Source organism: Flavobacterium sp. DG2-3 (assembly GCF_030730925.1).
Taxonomy (GTDB): domain Bacteria; phylum Bacteroidota; class Bacteroidia; order Flavobacteriales; family Flavobacteriaceae; genus Flavobacterium.
The window spans coordinates 193,879-212,460 of record NZ_JAVAMB010000006.1 but is presented as its reverse complement, the minus strand read 5'-3'; the positions used below and the strand labels follow the sequence as shown (position 1 = coordinate 212,460).

14 protein-coding genes are annotated in these 18,582 nt (G+C 34.4%); 6 read left to right on the top strand and 8 right to left on the bottom strand.

Features of this window, described 5'->3' with window-relative positions; genetic code table 11:
- Positions 1-139 precede the first annotated feature (139 nt).
- From lgt to Q9Q97_RS10915, 5 genes are all read right to left on the bottom strand, one after another.
- Positions 140-1,072 (bottom strand): prolipoprotein diacylglyceryl transferase, encoded by a 933-nt coding sequence (gene lgt / locus Q9Q97_RS10935; protein ID WP_306156897.1) that lies wholly within the window; start codon positions 1,070-1,072, stop codon positions 140-142.
- Between the two features lie 62 nt (positions 1,073-1,134).
- On the bottom strand, positions 1,135-1,377 hold the full coding sequence (gene yidD, locus Q9Q97_RS10930; protein ID WP_306156895.1) for a membrane protein insertion efficiency factor YidD: 243 nt from the start codon (positions 1,375-1,377) through the stop codon (positions 1,135-1,137).
- Between the two features lie 154 nt (positions 1,378-1,531).
- The gene (gene cysS / locus Q9Q97_RS10925; protein WP_306156893.1) at positions 1,532-3,013 is read right to left on the bottom strand and encodes a cysteine--tRNA ligase; all 1,482 of its coding nucleotides are present in this window, start codon (positions 3,011-3,013) and stop codon (positions 1,532-1,534) included.
- A 72-nt stretch (positions 3,014-3,085) separates the two neighbouring features.
- A complete protein-coding gene (gene folE, locus Q9Q97_RS10920; protein WP_125721400.1) occupies positions 3,086-3,757 on the bottom strand; it encodes a GTP cyclohydrolase I FolE in 672 nt (223 codons plus the stop codon).
- 203 nt (positions 3,758-3,960) lie between these two features.
- The gene (locus Q9Q97_RS10915; protein WP_306156891.1) at positions 3,961-5,157 is read right to left on the bottom strand and encodes a pyridoxal phosphate-dependent aminotransferase; all 1,197 of its coding nucleotides are present in this window, start codon (positions 5,155-5,157) and stop codon (positions 3,961-3,963) included.
- A gap of 123 nt (positions 5,158-5,280) precedes the next feature.
- Between Q9Q97_RS10915 and Q9Q97_RS10910 the strand changes: the two genes are divergently transcribed.
- The 5 genes from Q9Q97_RS10910 to Q9Q97_RS10890 all read left to right on the top strand — a co-directional run bounded on the left by Q9Q97_RS10910 (position 5,281) and on the right by Q9Q97_RS10890 (position 13,032).
- Entirely contained in the window at positions 5,281-6,606 is a 1,326-nt protein-coding gene (locus Q9Q97_RS10910) for a PDZ domain-containing protein (RefSeq protein WP_306156889.1), read from the top strand.
- Between the two features lie 149 nt (positions 6,607-6,755).
- Positions 6,756-9,392, top strand: coding sequence for a gliding motility-associated C-terminal domain-containing protein (locus tag Q9Q97_RS10905; RefSeq protein WP_306156887.1), 2,637 nt, complete (start codon positions 6,756-6,758; stop codon positions 9,390-9,392).
- A 33-nt stretch (positions 9,393-9,425) separates the two neighbouring features.
- Entirely contained in the window at positions 9,426-10,352 is a 927-nt protein-coding gene (locus Q9Q97_RS10900; protein ID WP_306156886.1) for a type IX secretion system membrane protein PorP/SprF, read from the top strand.
- A gap of 10 nt (positions 10,353-10,362) precedes the next feature.
- Positions 10,363-12,492 (top strand): OmpA family protein, encoded by a 2,130-nt coding sequence (locus tag Q9Q97_RS10895; protein ID WP_306156884.1) that lies wholly within the window; start codon positions 10,363-10,365, stop codon positions 12,490-12,492.
- Between the two features lie 63 nt (positions 12,493-12,555).
- A complete protein-coding gene (locus Q9Q97_RS10890; protein ID WP_306156881.1) occupies positions 12,556-13,032 on the top strand; it encodes a hypothetical protein in 477 nt (158 codons plus the stop codon).
- Positions 13,033-13,182: 150 nt separating this feature from the next.
- On the opposite strand, the gene Q9Q97_RS10885 is transcribed toward Q9Q97_RS10890, so the two are convergent.
- On the bottom strand, positions 13,183-13,563 hold the full coding sequence (locus Q9Q97_RS10885) for a DUF1573 domain-containing protein (RefSeq protein WP_008462293.1): 381 nt from the start codon (positions 13,561-13,563) through the stop codon (positions 13,183-13,185).
- Between the two features lie 285 nt (positions 13,564-13,848).
- Here Q9Q97_RS10885 and Q9Q97_RS10880 point away from each other — a divergent pair, with 285 nt between their 5' ends.
- The gene (locus Q9Q97_RS10880; RefSeq protein ID WP_306156879.1) at positions 13,849-16,482 is read left to right on the top strand and encodes a valine--tRNA ligase; all 2,634 of its coding nucleotides are present in this window, start codon (positions 13,849-13,851) and stop codon (positions 16,480-16,482) included.
- A gap of 61 nt (positions 16,483-16,543) precedes the next feature.
- Here Q9Q97_RS10880 and Q9Q97_RS10875 read toward each other — a convergent pair whose 3' ends face one another.
- The gene (locus tag Q9Q97_RS10875; RefSeq protein ID WP_306156877.1) at positions 16,544-17,170 is read right to left on the bottom strand and encodes a hypothetical protein; all 627 of its coding nucleotides are present in this window, start codon (positions 17,168-17,170) and stop codon (positions 16,544-16,546) included.
- A 60-nt stretch (positions 17,171-17,230) separates the two neighbouring features.
- Positions 17,231-18,547, bottom strand: a complete 1,317-nt coding sequence (locus tag Q9Q97_RS10870) for an APC family permease (protein ID WP_306156875.1) — start codon at positions 18,545-18,547, stop codon at positions 17,231-17,233.
- Positions 18,548-18,582: the final 35 nt, after the last annotated feature.

The following is an 18,582-nucleotide window of genomic DNA, read 5'->3' as shown; positions in this document are numbered from 1 at the left end:
CGAAGGGGTCGTATAATTCCGGACGATAAATTCGTTATAAACATTTGAACCTTTCAGGTTCGATGAAATACTTTATAATAAAAAAAATCCTAAACTCTATTTTAGAATTTAGGATTCGTTTTTTTTATTTTAAAATAACCTATGCTTCTGCCAATGGATTTCTCTGTGCTCTAATAATAAAGAAAAGTCCAATAATAATAAATGGAATACTTAACCATTGTCCTGTTGAGAATAAGCCCAATTCGTTTTCAAAACCGCCCTGGCTTTCTTTTACAAATTCTACAATAAAACGAACAACAAATAAAAGCACTAAAAATAATCCGAATAAAAGACCAGATTTAAGTCTTGCATTTGTTCTCCAATATAAAAAGAATAAGATAGCAAAAACAAAAACATAACAGATTGCTTCATACAATTGAGTAGGATGTCTTGATGGAACTTCTGCTAGCAATGTTGCAAATTTTGGATCTGTTGCTATTGCATTATAAGCTTGTTTTGGATCTGCAATTCCAGTTTTTTGTACCGCTTCGGCTTTACTGAAAGTGTCGTGTAAGAAACGAATTCCGAATGCAGATGAAGTCTCGTGACCAATAATTTCAGAATTAAAGAAATTCCCTAAACGTACAAAAATAGCACCGCTTGCAACCGGAATTACTACACGATCTAAAATCCATAATAATGAACGTTTTAAGATTCTTTTGCTGTAATAATACATGGCAATAATAATTGCAATGGCAGCTCCGTGACTTGCTAATCCTTGGAAACCTGTAAATTGGAATTCTGGTTCGAATTTAAAAGGAAGGAAAATCTCTAATAAATGATTTCTGAAATATTCCCAATCGTAAAAGAAAACATGACCTAAACGTGCTCCAATTAGAGTTGCTAGAACCGTCCATACGAATAGAGAATCTAGTTTTTCAATCGACTCGTTTTCTCTTTCGAAAATCTTTTTCATTAAGAACCATCCTAAACCAAAAGCAATTACAAACATTAAGCTGTAATAGCGAATCATAAAAAATCCTAAGTTGATTCCCTCAGAAGGATTCCAAACTAAATTTAAGGCGTGTGTCATGTATAAATGTTTTTATATCTGTAAAAATAAATATTTAATGTAAAGTTCCGTTTTCTAAAAAGTTAATGTTTGTGGTTGCATTTCTTTTCTGGCACAGGATCGTAACCGGTTCTTCCCCAAGGGTGACAGCTTAGGATGCGTTTAATTCCTAAATATCCGCCATAAAATAATCCGTGAATTTGCAGCGCCTGAATCATATAAGTCGAACATGTCGGCTCAAATCTGCAGGAAGCAGGTGTAAACGGAGAAATGGCAGTTTGATAAAAACGAACCAGCAGTACAAACGGGTATATTAGAAATTTCATAATTTAGTGTTCAGTGTTCAGTTTTTTAGTGTTCAGTAAAAAAATATAAAATGATAAATCATTTAGATAATCAATTCTTAGCATCGTCTACTTTTAGTCCGTTAATCTTTAGCTTAAAGCTGATCACTAAAAAACTGAACACTGAATACTTTTTTTACTGAATACTAAACGTAGTTCCTTCTTTTCCGTCTTTCAGCTGAATTCCTAAAGCAATTAATTGATCGCGAATTTGGTCAGAAAGAGCGAAATTTTTATCAGCTCTGGCTTGATTTCTCATTCCGATAAGCATATTAACTACACCTTCTAGTTTATCGCTATCTGCATCAGCGGCTTTATCGTCATTTAGTCCTAAAACATCAAATACAAAAGCCTTTACCGCTGTTTGAAAATCAGCTAAATCATTGGCAGAAATAGTTTCTTTGCCATCTTTCAATAAGTTGATATAACGAACAGCTTCAAACAACTGCGCAATTAAAATTGGCGTGTTGAAATCATCATTCATTGCATCATAGCAAAGCTGTTTCCATGCAGCAAAATCTATAGAACTAGAAGCTCCTGCAGTAAGATTTGGTAAAGCATCAAGTGCTTCCATTAATCTTTTGTATCCTTTTTCAGCGGCAACAATTGCATCATCAGAAAAATCTAAAATACTTCTGTAATGTGCTTGAAGCATGAAAAAACGAGTTACCGAAGCAGAAAAGGGTTTGCTTAGAATAGTGTTGTCACCACTAAGAATTTCGCCTGGAAGAATATTATTTCCAGTCGATTTTGCCATTTTCTTTCCGTTTAGCGTAAGCATATTAGCGTGCATCCAGTAATTTACTGGAGCCTGACCCGTGCAAGCTTCATTTTGAGCGATTTCGCATTCGTGGTGAGGGAATTTTAAATCCATTCCGCCTCCGTGAATATCAAAATGATTTCCAAGATATTTAGTACTCATTGCAGTACATTCTAAGTGCCATCCAGGGAAACCATCACTCCAAGGAGAAGGCCATCTCATGATATGTTCTGGTTCAGCTTTTTTCCAAAGTGCAAAATCCTGCGGATTTCTTTTGTCAGACTGTCCGTCAAGATCACGAGTATTTGCCAGCATATCGTCGATATTTCTACCGCTTAAGATACCGTAATTATTGGTTTCGTTATATTTTACAACGTCAAAATATACAGATCCGTTGGCAACATAAGCAATGCCTTTATCGATAATTTTTTTGATAATTTCAATCTGCTCAATAATATGTCCAGTTGCTGTAGGCTCGATACTTGGAGGCAAAAAGTTGAACGCTTTTAGAATATTATGAAAATCTACAGTATAGCGCTGTACCACTTCCATTGGTTCCAATTGCTCCAAACGTGCTTTTTTAGCAATTTTATCTTCACCTTCATCCACATCATCTACGATATGTCCAACATCGGTAATATTTCTAACATAACGAACTTTATAATCCAAATGCAGAAAATATCTGAAGATTACGTCAAAAGACATAAAAGTTCTCACGTTACCTAAGTGAACATTGCTATATACCGTAGGTCCACAAACATACATTCCAACGTTTCCATCATGGATAGGTTTGAAATCTTCTTTTTCACCCGAAAGCGAATTGTATATTTTTAAAGGCTGACTTGTATATAGAGGCATAGTTTTGCTTGTTGTAATTTGTTTAAATTTTGATTTTAAAAAACATTAATCTATTTAATGATTAATCAAATTTTAAAATTGAGTATCTAATTTTATGTAGTCAAGAAATTCTCTTTTCGTTTGTGCGTCTTTGAATTTTCCTCCGAATTCAGAAGTTACGGTACTGCTTTCGATATCTTTAATTCCGCGAGAGTTTACGCAAAGGTGTTTCGCATCGATAACGCAGGCAACATCTTCTGTTCCTAAAGCTTTTTGTAATTCTTGAACAATCTGCATAGTAAGGCGCTCTTGTACTTGAGGTCTTTTTGCATAATACTCCACGATACGATTCATTTTTGATAAACCGATAACGCGTCCGCTTGAGATATACGCTACGTGAGCACGACCGATAATTGGCAGTAAATGGTGCTCGCAAGTAGAATAAACTGTAATATTTTTCTCTACAAGCATTTCGCCATATTTATAATTATTGTCAAAAGTAGAAGCTTTTGGCTGTTTTGCTGGGTTAAGACCACCAAAAATTTCTTTTACAAACATTTTAGCAACTCGGTTTGGAGTTCCTTTAATGCTGTCGTCTGTCAAATCCATTCCTAAAGTTTGCAGAATGCTTTCGACATCTTTTTTAATTTTTTCTATTTTTTCTTCGTCAGTTATATCAAAAGCATCCTCTCTTAAAGGGTTTTTTGCGTTACTGCTAAAGTGATTGTCTCCTATTTCGTCTAAAAATTCTTCGTTGTTTATCATTAAAAACTACTATTAGTATGTGTATTCCTTTTTTAAGGCGGTAAAGATAATTAATAAATGGGAAACCTTTTCTATGGTTTTTAGGATTTAATTGATCGAATTTGATTATAATTCAATTTACAATTAAATAAGTGGATTTAAAAACACAAAAGACAATAACGAAAGGGCTATTGTCTTTTGAAAATTTTATTATAACGAACTGATTATCTGTTGTTGTAAACCTGTAAAGCTTCCTTTAAAATATTTACGGCCGTAATCAAATCTTTTTTGTTTAAAACATAAGCTATACGAACCTGATTAAGCCCCATTCCAGGTGTAGAATAGAAACCTTTGGCAGGAGCGATCATTACTGTTTCGCCATTTAAATTATAACTTTCTAAAAGCCATTGTGCAAACGCATCTGAATCTTCTATCGGGAGTTCTGCAATGCAATAAAAAGCACCTTTTGGTTTTGTTACAATAACACCGTCAATCTTGTTTAATTCGGCAATTAAAGTGTTGCGGCGTTCTTTATATTCGCCAATAACTTCGTCAAAATAACTCTGAGGCGTGTCAATTGCGGCTTCGCAAGCAATCTGTTCAATAGTTGGCGGACTTAAACGCGCTTGAGCAAACTTCATAACAGTTGCCAAAACTTCTTTGTTTTTAGTGACCAAACAGCCAATTCTTGCTCCGCACATGCTGTAACGTTTCGAAACAGAATCGACCATGATTACATTTTGCTGCACATCTTCTAGATTCATTACAGAAAAATGTACATCGTCGCCATCGTACAAAAATTCACGATATACTTCATCGGCGATTAAATATAAATCGTGTTTTTTAATTAAACCGGCAAGCTGTTTAATTTCGGCTTCAGAATATAAATATCCAGTCGGATTTCCAGGATTGCAAATCAGAATGGCTTTTGTTTTTGGAGTTATTAGCTTTTCGACTTCATCAATACTTGGCAAAGCAAATGCCGTTTCAATAGTAGAAACAAGAGGGACTACAGTTGCACTTGTAGAAGAAGCAAACGCGTGATAATTAGCATAAAAAGGTTCTGGAATGATAATTTCGTCTCCAGGATCTGTAATTGTGGCCAGTGCAAAAAGTAAGGCTTCAGAACCACCAGTTGTAACAATGATGTCTTCTGTGTTAACGTTTACATTTTGGCGCTGGTAAAATTGAGCTAATTTTTTTCTATAGCTTTCATATCCGGCAGACGGACTGTATTCTATAAGAGTCAAATCAATACTTTTTACCGCCTCGATGGCCACTTCCGGTGTCTTGATATCCGGTTGACCAATGTTTAAGTGATACACCTTGTGTCCTTTTTTCTTTGCTAAATCAGCAAAAGGAGCCAGCTTGCGTATCGGAGATTCGGGCATGTTTCTTCCCTTGTGTGAAATTGTCGGCATGAGTATAAATTATTGAAGTGCAAATTTGCATTTTTTTTTCGAATTTAACGTAAACAATACGGGTACTTCCAAAAATGTAACAATAATAAATATATTTACTAATTTTATAATAAAATATTGTCAATGAAAAAATATAAAGTATTGTTTTTTGGGTTATTCTTACCTTTTTTGCTTTTCGGACAAGGCGATTTTTTATTGGAAAACAATGCGACTAGGGCTACAATTCCTTTTAAATTGATTAACAACCTTGTTTTTATTCCTATAAAAGTAAATGGAGTGGAGCTGAACTTCCTTTTGGATTCTGGTGTAGAAGAAACGATTCTGTTTAGTATGGAAGAAAAACAGGAAGTCAGCTTTAATAATGTGGCCAAAATAAAACTCCGCGGATTGGGAAGCGAAGAAGAGATCGAGGGCTTAAAATCGACGAAAAACATTTTAGAAACACATGGTCTGAAATCTGATGACCATATGGTTTTTATTATTCTGGATCAAAGTTTCAACCTTTCGTCTCATATCGGAATTCCCGTCAACGGAATTATTGGGCATAAATTCTTTCGAAATAATTTTGTCGAAGTGAATTATCAGAAAAAGAAAATCATAGTTCATGCTAAGAGCGATAAGTTTCAAGAAAAACTAGATAAAAAGTTTAAAATGGTTCCGATAACTGTAGAAAGGGCAAAACCTTATATTATGACAACCGCTACAGTTAATAATGAAGAGATTCCAGCAAAACTTTTAATTGATATTGGAAATAGTGATGCCTTCTGGATTTTTGAAAACGATAAAATAAAACTCCCAAATAAAAATTTTCCTGATTTTTTAGGAAAGGGATTTAGCGGCGACATTGAAGGGCATCGTGCAAAAATTGATAAAATTTCGATCGATGAATTTGATTTTAAAAAACCAATTGTCTCTTTTCCTGATTCTATTTCGGTTCGAAACGTTAAGATGGTTCCAGGACGTATTGGTTCTGTTGGAGGTGAAGTGTTGAAACGATTTACCTTGGTTTTGGATTATAAAGGAAAAAAACTGTACTTAAAAAGAAACAGCAAGTTTGGAGAGCCATTTACCTATAATAAAAGCGGAATTACAGTACAGCATAACGGATTGCAATGGGTGCAGGAAACGGTGCATTTAGAAACCGTTCAGGTTGCTTCGACGATGGATGAGCTGCAGGAAAAAAATAAAAACGACAATAATTTTAAATATAAATTTGCTCTTAAACCGGTTTACGAGATAGTAAATGTGCGTAAGAATTCGGCAGCTGAGAAATGCGGTTTGCGCAAAGGAGATGTTATTGTCAGCATTAATAGTACCCAGCCTTATAGATATAGTTTACAGCAAATAAACAATCTCCTAAAATCAGAAGATGATATTTGGATTAATATGGAGGTAGAGCGAAATAGTCTAGTCATTAAATTTAGATTTAAGCTTGAAGATGAATTGTAAAAAGTAGTTAATCGCATTTTTTTTAATTTATCGTAAAAGCGTGTTTTATAATGCTGTAATGTAGATTTGTGTTCTTTTTGTGAAAATAAGTTTGTTAAAAATTAGTTTTTTAGTTAAATATTTTCTTATGTTTAGCAAAAATTTAATCTATGGCAAAAAACTACATTAGCTACCTACATTTTGTATTGTTTTTTATTTTTTTTACTGTATTTCCCTCAAAACTAACTGCACAATGTGCTGGTGATGACAACGTAAACGAATTAATTTGCGATGTTACCAATCCGATTTATCAGGCGGTAAATTTATTTTCTTTATTAGGAGGTTCGCCAGTTCCAGGTGGGACATGGACAGATAATAATAATTTGAAAGGGCTTAATCCAGCTACGGGTATTTTGAATGCGCAGTATATTTTGGGTGGTGGAACTTATCGTTATACATACACCGCTCCGGCAACTTCTGGCTGTACAGATAATAAAGCTGTAGTCACGATTACAATTGGCGCATACGTTGGAGTAGGTTCTGAAGCAACGATTTGTAACGAAGACAAAAAGTTTAATCTTTTTACAGCTTTTGACAGTAAAGTAATGCCTCCTCACGTAAATGGCTGGTGGACAACCGACACGGGCGCACCCGTAAATGCGATAATAGATGTTGAAAATATAGACGAAAAAACCACGCTTCACTTTATCTACACCGTACCAGCTGTATTGGCATGTTCTCCAGATGAAAAATCGACTAATGTACAAGTAACCATTTTGAGAGGTCCAAAAGCAGGAGAACCTTCACATTTAGAATTATGCGGAACTACCGATTTGGCTGGATATACCGATTTGGATTTGTTTGACCAGCTGGAAAAAGAGGACAAAGGAGGTACTTGGGAAGGTATAGGATTAACTTCTCCAACAGATCATAATATTAATCTTCAAGAAGTGTTTGATAATTATGGGCCAGGAGAATATAGTTATAAATATACCGTTTTGGCTCAGCCTAACAGCAATATATGCGAAAACAAAGATGCTACTGTAAAAATTTTGCTTGAAAAAAGACTTGATTTCACGGGATCAAAAATTGTGGTTAGTAAAGATATTTGCGAATCTGAAATTGCAACAGCAACTTATTCGGCACAAATTACGCAAGGACTCGATCCTATTCCTAATGGAGAATATAATGTTAGTTTTACTGTTAGTGGACCAGGAGCATCAGGATCTGAAATTGCCAAAGCTAATTTTGTAAATGGAACATTTAATTTTCCAATACGATCGTCTTATTTTAAACAAGTTGGGGAATATACTATTACTGTTACCCGCATAGTTTCTACAACTAGCAAAGGATTATGTGCAGATATCTTTAGTCCGTTTTCGGCAATTTTAACCATTTATCCGTTACCGCGTTTAGATAATGCTACATTGGCAGCGATTCCTGTGTGTCAAAATGATGATGCAACAATTCAAGTTACAGCGCCTCAGCTACTTGACGGTCGTTATCGTATTTCTTATAATATAAATGGAGACAATCTGGCTCTAGGTGAAACAGCAGAAATGCAGTCGGTTGGCGGAAAAGCTTCTTTCGTAGTTCCAGAAATCCTAAATGCAAGAAGCGGATTATCAGTAATTACCATTTATAGTATAACCAATATTACAAATCCTGCGCCTCAGTGTACAAACACGGCTAATGTTGCTGGGAATCTAAATATAAATCCGTTGCCAAATGCGGTAACGGTAACAGCTGCGGTTAAAGATTTCTGTTTGAACGCGCCTGTTACCGTAGCAGTTTCTGGTTTAGGAAATTTAACCGACGCTAGTATTTCGTATATGTTGTCAGAAAGTAATTCTTCAGTAGTTCAGGTTGTTAGTAAAGCCGTGACAAATGGAAAGTTAGATTTTGTAATTCCTGCAGAATTGCTTTTAAATACAGGTTCGACAAAAATTACATTATTGAGTTTAACCAATACAGTTACCAATTGTGATGTCAATTTAATTAATGTAACAGACGATTTTTTAATAAATCCAATTCCGCCTGCGCCAATCGTCATCGATCAGCAGTTTTGTAAAGTTGATGGAGCCGTAATTGCTAATTTAGAACCAAAAGGGATACAATACAAATGGTACAATTCGGCGACAGCAACAACTCCACTTGCTGCTGATTATGTTTTAAAAACAGAAGATTATTTCATTAGAGAAACTTCTGCAGCGGGCTGTACCTCAGAACCTGCAAAAATTTCGGTAATTATCAATGATACGCCAGCGCCAGAAATGACCGAAACATCAGATTTTTGCGGATTGGCAAATCCGAGAATAAGTGATCTGTCTGCTAAAACAAACGTTCCTTCAACGGTTGCCTGGTACGATGCGGTAGACGGGAATTTATTGCCATCAGCAACATTATTGGTTCATAATGCCATTTATTACGGATACGATTTAAACGAAACTACAAGATGTCTTTCAGAAAATTATAAAGAAGTAAAAGTTTCACTGCAGGATTGCGAGGTCGAGCAGTATGATTTCTTTGTTCCAGACGGATTTTCGCCAAACGGAGACGGTGTAAATGATTCGTTTGTGATAAAAGATATTGAATTTTTATATCCAAATTATACACTAGAAATATATAACAGATATGGAAATGGAATGTATAAAGGAGATAATAATAAACCAGCTTGGGATGGCAAAAATTACGAAAAGAGCGGTATCGCTGGAGGTATCGCGCCCAACGGAGTTTATTTTTATGTGCTGCATTTCAATAAAGACAATAAACCGCCCAAACAAGGCCGTCTTTATTTAAATCGATAAATCTCTTTTTTACATTTTTAATATAGTTTTCGAATGAAAAAAATAATACTCCTTATAAATTTCCTTTTCTGTTTATCCGTTTCTGCGCAGCAAGACCCAGAATATACACACTATATGTATAATATGAGTGTTATCAATCCTGCGTATGCCACTGGAGTTCCCGCCATGATGAATTTTGGAGGATTATACAGAACACAATGGGTAGGCGCTTATGGTGCTCCAAAAACATTTACCTTTTTTGGACATACGGCCATTACAGACAAAATAGAAGCTGGAATCTCATTTGTTTCGGATGATATCGGGGACGGCGCTAAAAAAGAAAATAATGTCTATGCAGATTTTGCGTATGTTTTAAAATTAAGCAAAAAAGATAAATTGTCTTTGGGTGTAAAAGCGGGATTTTCATCCATGCAAAGTAATTTTAATGGTTTTAGATTTACAGATCCTGATACGGATTTTGCTTTTGCACAAAATATAAATGCAACAAAACCTAATATTGGAGTCGGAGCTTACTACTTCAGAGATAATCTCTATGTGGGATTATCTGTTCCGAATTTGCTGAAATCAGATTATATAGAAGAAAAATCGGGAGTTAATGCTTTTGGTTCTGAAGAAATGCACACTTTTTTGACGGCTGGTTATGTTTTTCAGATGAATGATAAACTTAAACTGAAACCAGCATTTTTATCCAAATTTGTAAAAGGCGCACCCATAACTTTAGATGTTACTGCGAATGTTTTGTATAACGAAAAATTTGAATTTGGAGCAGCCTACAGAATTGATGATTCTGTAAGCGCGCTTTTCAATATTAATGTCACGCCGACACTGAGAGTAGGTTATGCCTATGATTACACGCTTACAAACTTCGGACAGTTTAATTCGGGAACGCACGAAATTATGCTGTTGTTTGATTTGGACTTGTTAGGAAAAGGATTTGATAAATCTCCAAGATTCTTCTAAAATGAAAAATATGAAAAAATTACTCGTTATTATATTCGTATTTTCAATACAGTTTATAAGTGCACAAGATCAGGAATTGGCGAGAGCAAAACGTTTTTTTGATAAAACCTATTACAGCGAAGCCATTATTTTATATCAAAAATTAGCAGACGAAAGACCTTCGCAAGAAGTCATTAAAAATCTGGCTGATTCTTATTTTTATACCAATGATTTGGTGAAAGCCCAACGTTATTATCGTCTTTTAGTCAATAATTACAGTAATAATCTGGACAGGGAATATTATTTCAGATACGCGCAGACATTAAAAGCAACAAATGCTGTTGACGATGCCAATGCCAATTTAAAAGAATATTATGCTAAATCGGATAATTCAGAAGACATTCTCAATTTTGAAAGAGAATTAAAAACTCTAGAAAATGTTACTGCAATTGGTAAACGTTTTGATATTAAAAACTTGGCTATAAACACACCAAATTCTGAATTTGGAGCCGTTACATACAAACAAGATCTAGTTTTTGCAGGAGTAAAATTAAAGCCAGGTTTATTCGATAAAAAATACAAGTGGGACAACGAAACCTATTTAAATCTGGTTACAATTCCGCTGAAAAATATAAATTCGGCAGATTCTATCGTTCATTATTTTGCTAAAGAATTAAAAACTGGAATGCACGAATCGAATGCTGTTTTTACAAAAGACGGCAAAACGATGTATTTCACTAGAAATAATTCTAAAGGAAGCAGAAAAAAGAAAGACGATAAGAAAATCTCCAATCTTCAGATTTTTAAAGCAGAATTGGTTGAAGGAAAATGGACAAATGTAACATCGCTTCCATTCAATAGCGCTAATTATTCTGTAGAACATCCAGCTTTGAGTGCAGATGAAAAAGTATTGTATTTTGCTTCAGACATGCCTGGAACTTTAGGCTCTTTTGATATTTATTCGGTTAATATAAATAAAGGAGCATTTGACACTCCGAAAAATTTAGGACCAGAAATTAATACCAATAAAAGAGAGCAATTTCCTTTTGCCTCGGCAGACAATAAATTATATTTTTCGTCAGACGGACATTTGGGATACGGATCTTTGGATGTTTTTGTGTCTGAAATTAATGGAAATGAATATTCAAAACCTGTAAATGTTGGACTTCCGCTCAATTCCAATTTAGATGATTTTGCTTTCAATATAGATTCAAATACCAAAGAAGGTTTTTTTGCTTCAAATAGAGAAGGAGGAAAAGGAAGCGACGATATTTATCAATTTAAAGAAATAAAAGATCTTATTGTTGAGGATTGCAAACAGTTTATTGCAGGAACCATTACGGATATTGATACGCAATTGGCTCTTGAAAACGCTACCGTATTATTGCAGGATTCAGAAAATAAAACTTTAAATACTATTACGACTTCTGCCGATGGAAAATTCAGTTTTACGGTTGCTTGTGAGACTTCGTATAAAATTAGTGCTTTCAAAGAAAATTATACCAACGCTTCAAAAACACTGACTTTAGACAAAACTAGAGACAAAGTAAATGACGGCTCTTTGGCATTGAAATCTTTAGAGGTTATCAAACAGGAAGAAAAACTAATTGCTGAAAATAAGAGAAAGCAGGAAATTATTATAGAAGAAGAAAACAAGAAAAAAGAAGCTTTGGCAGCAGTTGAATTAAAACAAAAAGAGAAAAAAGCCAAAGAAGAAGCAATTGTTGCGGCCGAAATTAGAAAGAATGAAAAAGTAAAAGAAATTTTAGCGAAGGAAAAAGATGTTGTAAAAGACAAAGACCGCTTAATCATTAAAACAGATCCGATTTACTTTGATTACGATTTGTGGTATATTCGAAAAGAATCAAAAGTAATTTTGGGAAGAGTTGTCGAACTGATGAAAAAATATCCGGGAATGGTAATCGAAATTGGATCGCATACCGATTCACGAGGAAGCGTAAAATACAACGCTGATCTATCTCAGAAAAGAGCATATTCAACTCGAGAGTTTATTATCCAATCTGGAATTGACGCCAAAAGAGTTTCTGCAAAAGGTTATGGCGAATCGGTGCCAATTATAAAATGCAAAACAGACGAATCGTGCTCAGAAGAAGAACACGAGTTGAACAGAAGGTCTGAATTTGTAATTAAAAATTTATAAAATTATGGTAAGAAGAAAATCTTTTTTCTTTAATTTTATAAGATCAACGAAATAAAAGAAATTATGAAAAATCTAACCTTGTCTTGTTTGCTTTTATCCGTTATCGGATTGCAAAGCTGTAAAAATGAAGAAAAACAAAAAGCCGCCGAAGCTGTAAAAGCAGAAGGCGAAGCAGTAGTAAGCTCTGCATGCTACAAAGCAATTTATGAAAAGGATACAATAGATTTAAAACTGAATACGCTGAAAAACGGAAAATTAGCTGGAGATATGGTGATGAAAGTCGCTCCTTCAACTGTTAGAACGGGAGAAGTTGCGGGTGAATTTCACGGCGATACTTTATTTGTAGATTATACTTTTAAAGACAATGTGAATGGAAATAAAACATTCAAAAATCCGATGGCTCTTTTAAAACGTGATAAAAAGCTTATTCTAGGAAATGGAGTTATGCAAACCACAATGGGAGTTACCTATTTAGTAAAAGATCAGCCAATTGATTTCGAAAGCGTAAAATATAAGTTTGACGAAACAGAGTGTAAATAATAAGTCCTTAGTTCCTAGTCCTTAGCTTTTTAGTCTTTTTTCTAAGCGCTATTTCTAAGGACTAGGGACTAAAAAACTAAGGACTAAAAGAACAAAAAAGCCGTTTCTAAATCTAGAAACGGCTTTTGTTATTTTAGAAAATTTGACTTTTTATTGAACTTCACCCTTAATTTTAAGAGCTACTCTTCCGTCAGGATAGTTTACTGCATTTGTTTCAACAGTAATTGTTTTACGAATAGGTCCTGCAACCATATTATATTTTACATCTATTTTTCCTTTTTTGCCCGGCATAATTGCTGCCGCAGGTTTGGTTACAATGATCGAACTTACTGTAGATTCTGCGCCTGTAATTAATAAAGGAGCATCTCCGGTGTTGGTAAATTCAAAGGAACGAAGCCCATTGTCACTTTTAGAAATTTTTCCATAATCAATTGTATTATCAGGGGCTGCAAATTCAATTTTTGGGCCGTTTTGTGCATAACTTATCGCGCTAAACAATAAGACTGCAATAAAAGAGGCTGCATTTTTCATATGAAATTAGTTTTTAATTGTAAGTAAATATACATTCTTTTAATTAACACACAAATTATTAATTCGCTTTTTATAGTCTACTTAATTATTTACTTTTGCTGTCAGTTATAAATACAAAAACTGAACCAAATTTTTGTTTAACTGTTTAATCGTTTATTTGTTTAATCGCATGGATTAATATGTAAATGATTTTTTTTAAAGCAGAAAAACAATTAGATAAGTCAATTTAAAGCCAACGATAAAACCGATAAACGGTTAAACAAATAAACGATTAAACATATATAAATGACAATTCCAGCACAATTTGACGCTAAGACGATTGAGAGTAAATGGTATGATTACTGGATGAAAAATAATTATTTTCATTCAGAACCAGATCATAGAACGCCGTACACCATTGTAATCCCGCCGCCAAACGTCACTGGAGTCCTTCACATGGGACATATGCTGAATAATACGATTCAAGATGTTTTAATTCGTCGTGCACGTTTGAAAGGATTCAACGCTTGTTGGGTTCCAGGAACAGATCACGCTTCTATTGCAACTGAAGCAAAAGTGGTAGCAAAATTAAAAGCAGAAGGAATCAATAAAAATGATTTGACCCGTGAAGAATTCCTAAAACATGCTTGGGAATGGACCGATAAATACGGTGGAACAATCTTAGAACAGCTTAAGAAATTAGGTGCTTCTTGCGATTGGGAACGCACTAAGTTTACTATGGATCCAGATATGTCTGCTTCTGTAATTCGCTCTTTTGTTGATTTATACAACAAAGGATTAATTTACCGTGGCTACCGAATGGTAAACTGGGATCCTGAAGCGAAAACTACTCTTTCTGACGAAGAAGTAATTTACGAAGAACAGCAAGGAAAATTATTTTTCTTAAAATATAAAATTGAAGGTTCAGAAGATTTCTTGACCATTGCAACAACACGTCCTGAGACTATCTTTGGAGATACTGCTATTTGTATCAATCCGAACGATGAGCGTTTTACACATTTAAAAGGTAAAAAAGCGATTGTTCCAATTTGTGGCAGAGTAATTCCAATTATCGAAGACGAATATGTTGATGTTGAATTCGGAACAGGATGTTTGAAAGTTACGCCTGCACACGATATGAACGATAAGACTTTGGGTGAAAAACACAATCTTGAAATCGTTGATATTTTTAATGAAGATGCAACTTTAAATAGCTTCGGATTACACTATCAAGGAAAAGACCGTTTTGTTGTTCGTAAGGAAATTGAAAAAGAACTGGAAGAAATCGGCGCTTTAGCAAAAACAGAAATCCACTTAAATAAAGTAGGAACTTCTGAAAGAACAAAAGCAGTAATCGAACCAAGATTATCTGACCAATGGTTCTTGAAAATGGAAGAATTGGTAAAACCAGCAATTAAATCGGTTTTAGAAACGGGAGATATTAAATTACATCCAAAACGTTTCGAAAACACTTATGCGCACTGGTTAAACAACATTCGTGATTGGAATATTTCTCGTCAGTTATGGTGGGGGCAGCAAATTCCAGCGTATTATTACGGAGACGGAAAAGAAGATTTCGTTGTTGCAGAAAATATCGAAGACGCATTAAAATTAGCACAAGAAAAGACATCTAACATTTCACTTACGACATCTGACTTAAAACAAGATGTTGATGCCCTAGATACTTGGTTCTCGTCTTGGTTATGGCCAATGTCTGTTTTTGGTGGAATTATGGATCCTGAGAGTCCAGATTTTAAATATTATTATCCAACAAACGACTTGGTTACAGGTCCAGATATTTTGTTTTTCTGGGTTGCCAGAATGATTATTGCTGGTTACGAATATGCGGGTGAAAAACCATTTACCAATGTTTATTTGACCGGATTAGTTCGTGATAAACAACGTCGTAAAATGTCTAAATCATTAGGAAATTCTCCTGATCCTTTAGATTTGATCGATAAATTTGGTGCAGACGGAGTTCGTGTGGGATTGCTTTTAAGTGCTTCTGCAGGAAACGATATCATGTTTGATGAAGAATTATGCAGCCAAGGAAAAGCATTTTCAAACAAGATTTGGAATGCCTTTAAACTGATTAAAGGTTGGGAAGTTTCAGATTCTATTCCGCAGTCAGAATCATCAAAAGTAGCAATCGAATGGTACGAAGCGAAGTTGCAACAAACATTAGTTGATATTGAAGATAATTTCGAGAAATATAGAATTTCAGATTCATTAATGGCGATCTACAAATTAGTTTGGGATGATTTCTGTTCTTGGTTCTTAGAAATGATCAAACCAGCATACCAACAGCCAATTGACAGCGTAACTTTCGCGAAAGCGATCGAAATGTTAGAAAACAACTTGAAATTGCTTCATCCGTTTATGCCTTTCTTGACAGAGGAAATCTGGCAGTTAATTGCAGAAAGAACTCCAGAAGAAGCTTTAATTGTTTCGACTTGGCCAGAAGTAAAATCTTTTGATGCTAAATTAATTGCTGATTTTGAAAACTCAATTGAAGTAATTTCTGGAATTAGAACAATTCGTAAAGACAAAAATATTCCGTTTAAAGATGCAATCGAATTAAAAGGAATCAACAGCGAAAATGTTTCAACGTATTTCGATTCTATCATTACGAAATTAGGAAATGTTTCTGCTTTCGAATATGTATCTGAAAAAGTGGACGGCGCATTGTCTTTCCGTGTAAAATCAAATGAATATTTCATTCCGATAACTGGAAACATTGACGTTGAAGCTGAAATTGCAAAACTGAAAGAAGAATTAAATTATACAAAAGGTTTCTTGAAATCGGTTGAAGCAAAACTTTCTAACGAGAAATTCGTAAACGGAGCTCCAGAGAAAGTATTAAATCTTGAAAAGCAAAAACAAGCCGATGCTTTAGCAAAAATTGCTACAATCGAGCAGAGTTTGGCTGGTTTGAGATAAAAATTTAAACTTAGTTTATTCAATAAAAGTAAACCCGACAGTTTTTTAAAGTGTCGGGTTTTTATATTTGGTAAAAGGAGTTTTGGATATAAAAAACGGTATCTATAAACTTCAATATACCATTTTCTGTAAGCACATTTTCATCATGAAGATCTTCAAGAATTATTCCTAAGTCTGGATTGAAATAATCGTTGTTTTTTGTGTTTTGGAAACCATTTGAAGACATAAAACTTTTAACAGTTTCTAAATCGGTTTTTTCAGTAGCTTTTACAAAAAGCTGTTCTACAACTGCATATAAAATGTCTTCATTTTGATAAAAGCCTAATAGGTTATAAGCAGTATCAGGAAAAAAGAAATTGTTTAGTAAAAGATTGTTGAAGTAATCAATCCACGAAGAGTAATAAATAGAGTCGTTTAGTTTAAGGACAGTTTTTCCATCTTTTAAGTAAACCTTTTGTTCGGCTCCTTCAGAAACATAGTTTTCAGGATTAATATCTAATACCCAAAGATTATTTTTATTTGCAAACCTAATTAAGGCTTCTGTTTCTTGTTTTTTGAAGTGCTTGAATTCTTTAACCACTTCACTTGAGCTTTGGCTTCTTCTAAGGTAACTGGTTGCTGCTTGGATAATTGCTCCATGCTTAACTTCGCTCTTTCCTGAAATGATAAGTTGTAATTCATATTTCATTATTCTAAAATGTAAAGGTAATACATTCTAGCAAATTTAAAAATAATTGTAAGTTTTGTATTATTTTTTATTTTTCCTCAAAACCAAAAACAAAGGATAAGAAACCACAGCAATTCCAACGATAATAATAAAACTAATAGGATCACTGTAAATGAATCCTCCAAGTAATGCGATTGAAAATATAATAGCAATTATTGTGGACCAAGGATACCAAAACGAGTGATAAGGTCTTGGTAAGTCTGGTTCTTGGGTTCTTAATTTTAAAAGAGAATAATAAGCCAATCCCCAAACGATTATGGAGATAAAAGCAGCGAAAGAAAAAAGTACTTCAAAAGAGCCGATGCAAATTAAAAATAAACTGAAAAGTGACGAAACTAAAAGTGCTACAATTGGTGTTCCGCCTTTATTGACTTGTGTTCCTTGTTTGATAAAAAATCCGTCACGGCTTAATCCGTAAAGGATTCTCGGCGGAATCATCATAAAAGCATTTAGAATACTGATTAAAGAAAAAATCGAAATTACTGTTACGATTTTGGCTCCGTTTTCGCCAAAAAGAATTTTTGCCACATCGGCTGCAGCCAGATTGGATTTTGCTAAAGTCTCGATTGGCAGAACATGAAAAAATGCTGCATTTACCAAAATATAAATGGCCACAACCAATAAAACGCCACTGTATAAGGATTTAGGAATATTTTTGCTCGGATCATCATTTTCTTCGGCAAAAAAACAAACGGCATTCCAACCGTTGTAAGTCCCTATAATGAGCTGTAAAGATTTAAAAAATCCAAAAATAAGTCCGATTTGAAAGATGGAATTATCTGTTTTTATTGGCGGAACTTCAACGCCAGAATACATAAAACAAGCTACGACCAAAGCCACAAAGCAAATAACTTTCAATAAGCTGGTAATTTGCTGAATCACGCTTCCGTTTTTGACACCGCTTAAATGGAGCAATACAAATGCAACCAATAAGGAAATGGATAAAACTGTAGAATAATTGGCTAATTGAGGAAATAAAATAATCGTGTATTCGCTAATTACGATACAATAAAAAGCAGGCGGAATAGCATTTACGATATAATCGTACCAGCCAGAAAGAAATCCTGCATATTCGCCCAAAGCTCGTTTGATGTAGTTGTAAGATCCTCCTGCTTTTGGCAACATTGTCGCCAATTCAGAATACGAATTGGCTCCCAGTAAAACATACAAACCGCCAAAAAGCCAAGAAGCCAAAATAAGCCAGTAATTATTGAGCATTTCTGCAATTGTTCCAGGCGTTCTTAGAATTCCGACACCGATTGTTCCTCCTATCAAAACGGCAATATTAAAACTTAGGCCTAAACTTTTTTGCAATTGGTTTTTCTTGGAATCTGACATTTCGAGTTAGTTTTTAGGGATATAATTTCAAACAA

Coding starts and splice junctions, on each gene's coding strand:
- lgt (WP_306156897.1), bottom strand. CDS start 1,072: ATGACACACGCCTTAAATTTAGTTTGGAATCCTTCTGAGGGAATCAAC.
- yidD (WP_306156895.1), bottom strand. CDS start 1,377: ATGAAATTTCTAATATACCCGTTTGTACTGCTGGTTCGTTTTTATCAA.
- cysS (WP_306156893.1), bottom strand. CDS start 3,013: ATGCCTCTATATACAAGTCAGCCTTTAAAAATATACAATTCGCTTTCG.
- folE (WP_125721400.1), bottom strand. CDS start 3,757: ATGATAAACAACGAAGAATTTTTAGACGAAATAGGAGACAATCACTTT.
- Q9Q97_RS10915 (WP_306156891.1), bottom strand. CDS start 5,157: ATGCCGACAATTTCACACAAGGGAAGAAACATGCCCGAATCTCCGATA.
- Q9Q97_RS10910 (WP_306156889.1), top strand. CDS start 5,281: ATGAAAAAATATAAAGTATTGTTTTTTGGGTTATTCTTACCTTTTTTG.
- Q9Q97_RS10905 (WP_306156887.1), top strand. CDS start 6,756: ATGGCAAAAAACTACATTAGCTACCTACATTTTGTATTGTTTTTTATT.
- Q9Q97_RS10900 (WP_306156886.1), top strand. CDS start 9,426: ATGAAAAAAATAATACTCCTTATAAATTTCCTTTTCTGTTTATCCGTT.
- Q9Q97_RS10895 (WP_306156884.1), top strand. CDS start 10,363: ATGAAAAAATTACTCGTTATTATATTCGTATTTTCAATACAGTTTATA.
- Q9Q97_RS10890 (WP_306156881.1), top strand. CDS start 12,556: ATGAAAAATCTAACCTTGTCTTGTTTGCTTTTATCCGTTATCGGATTG.
- Q9Q97_RS10885 (WP_008462293.1), bottom strand. CDS start 13,563: ATGAAAAATGCAGCCTCTTTTATTGCAGTCTTATTGTTTAGCGCGATA.
- Q9Q97_RS10880 (WP_306156879.1), top strand. CDS start 13,849: ATGACAATTCCAGCACAATTTGACGCTAAGACGATTGAGAGTAAATGG.
- Q9Q97_RS10875 (WP_306156877.1), bottom strand. CDS start 17,170: ATGAAATATGAATTACAACTTATCATTTCAGGAAAGAGCGAAGTTAAG.
- Q9Q97_RS10870 (WP_306156875.1), bottom strand. CDS start 18,547: ATGTCAGATTCCAAGAAAAACCAATTGCAAAAAAGTTTAGGCCTAAGT.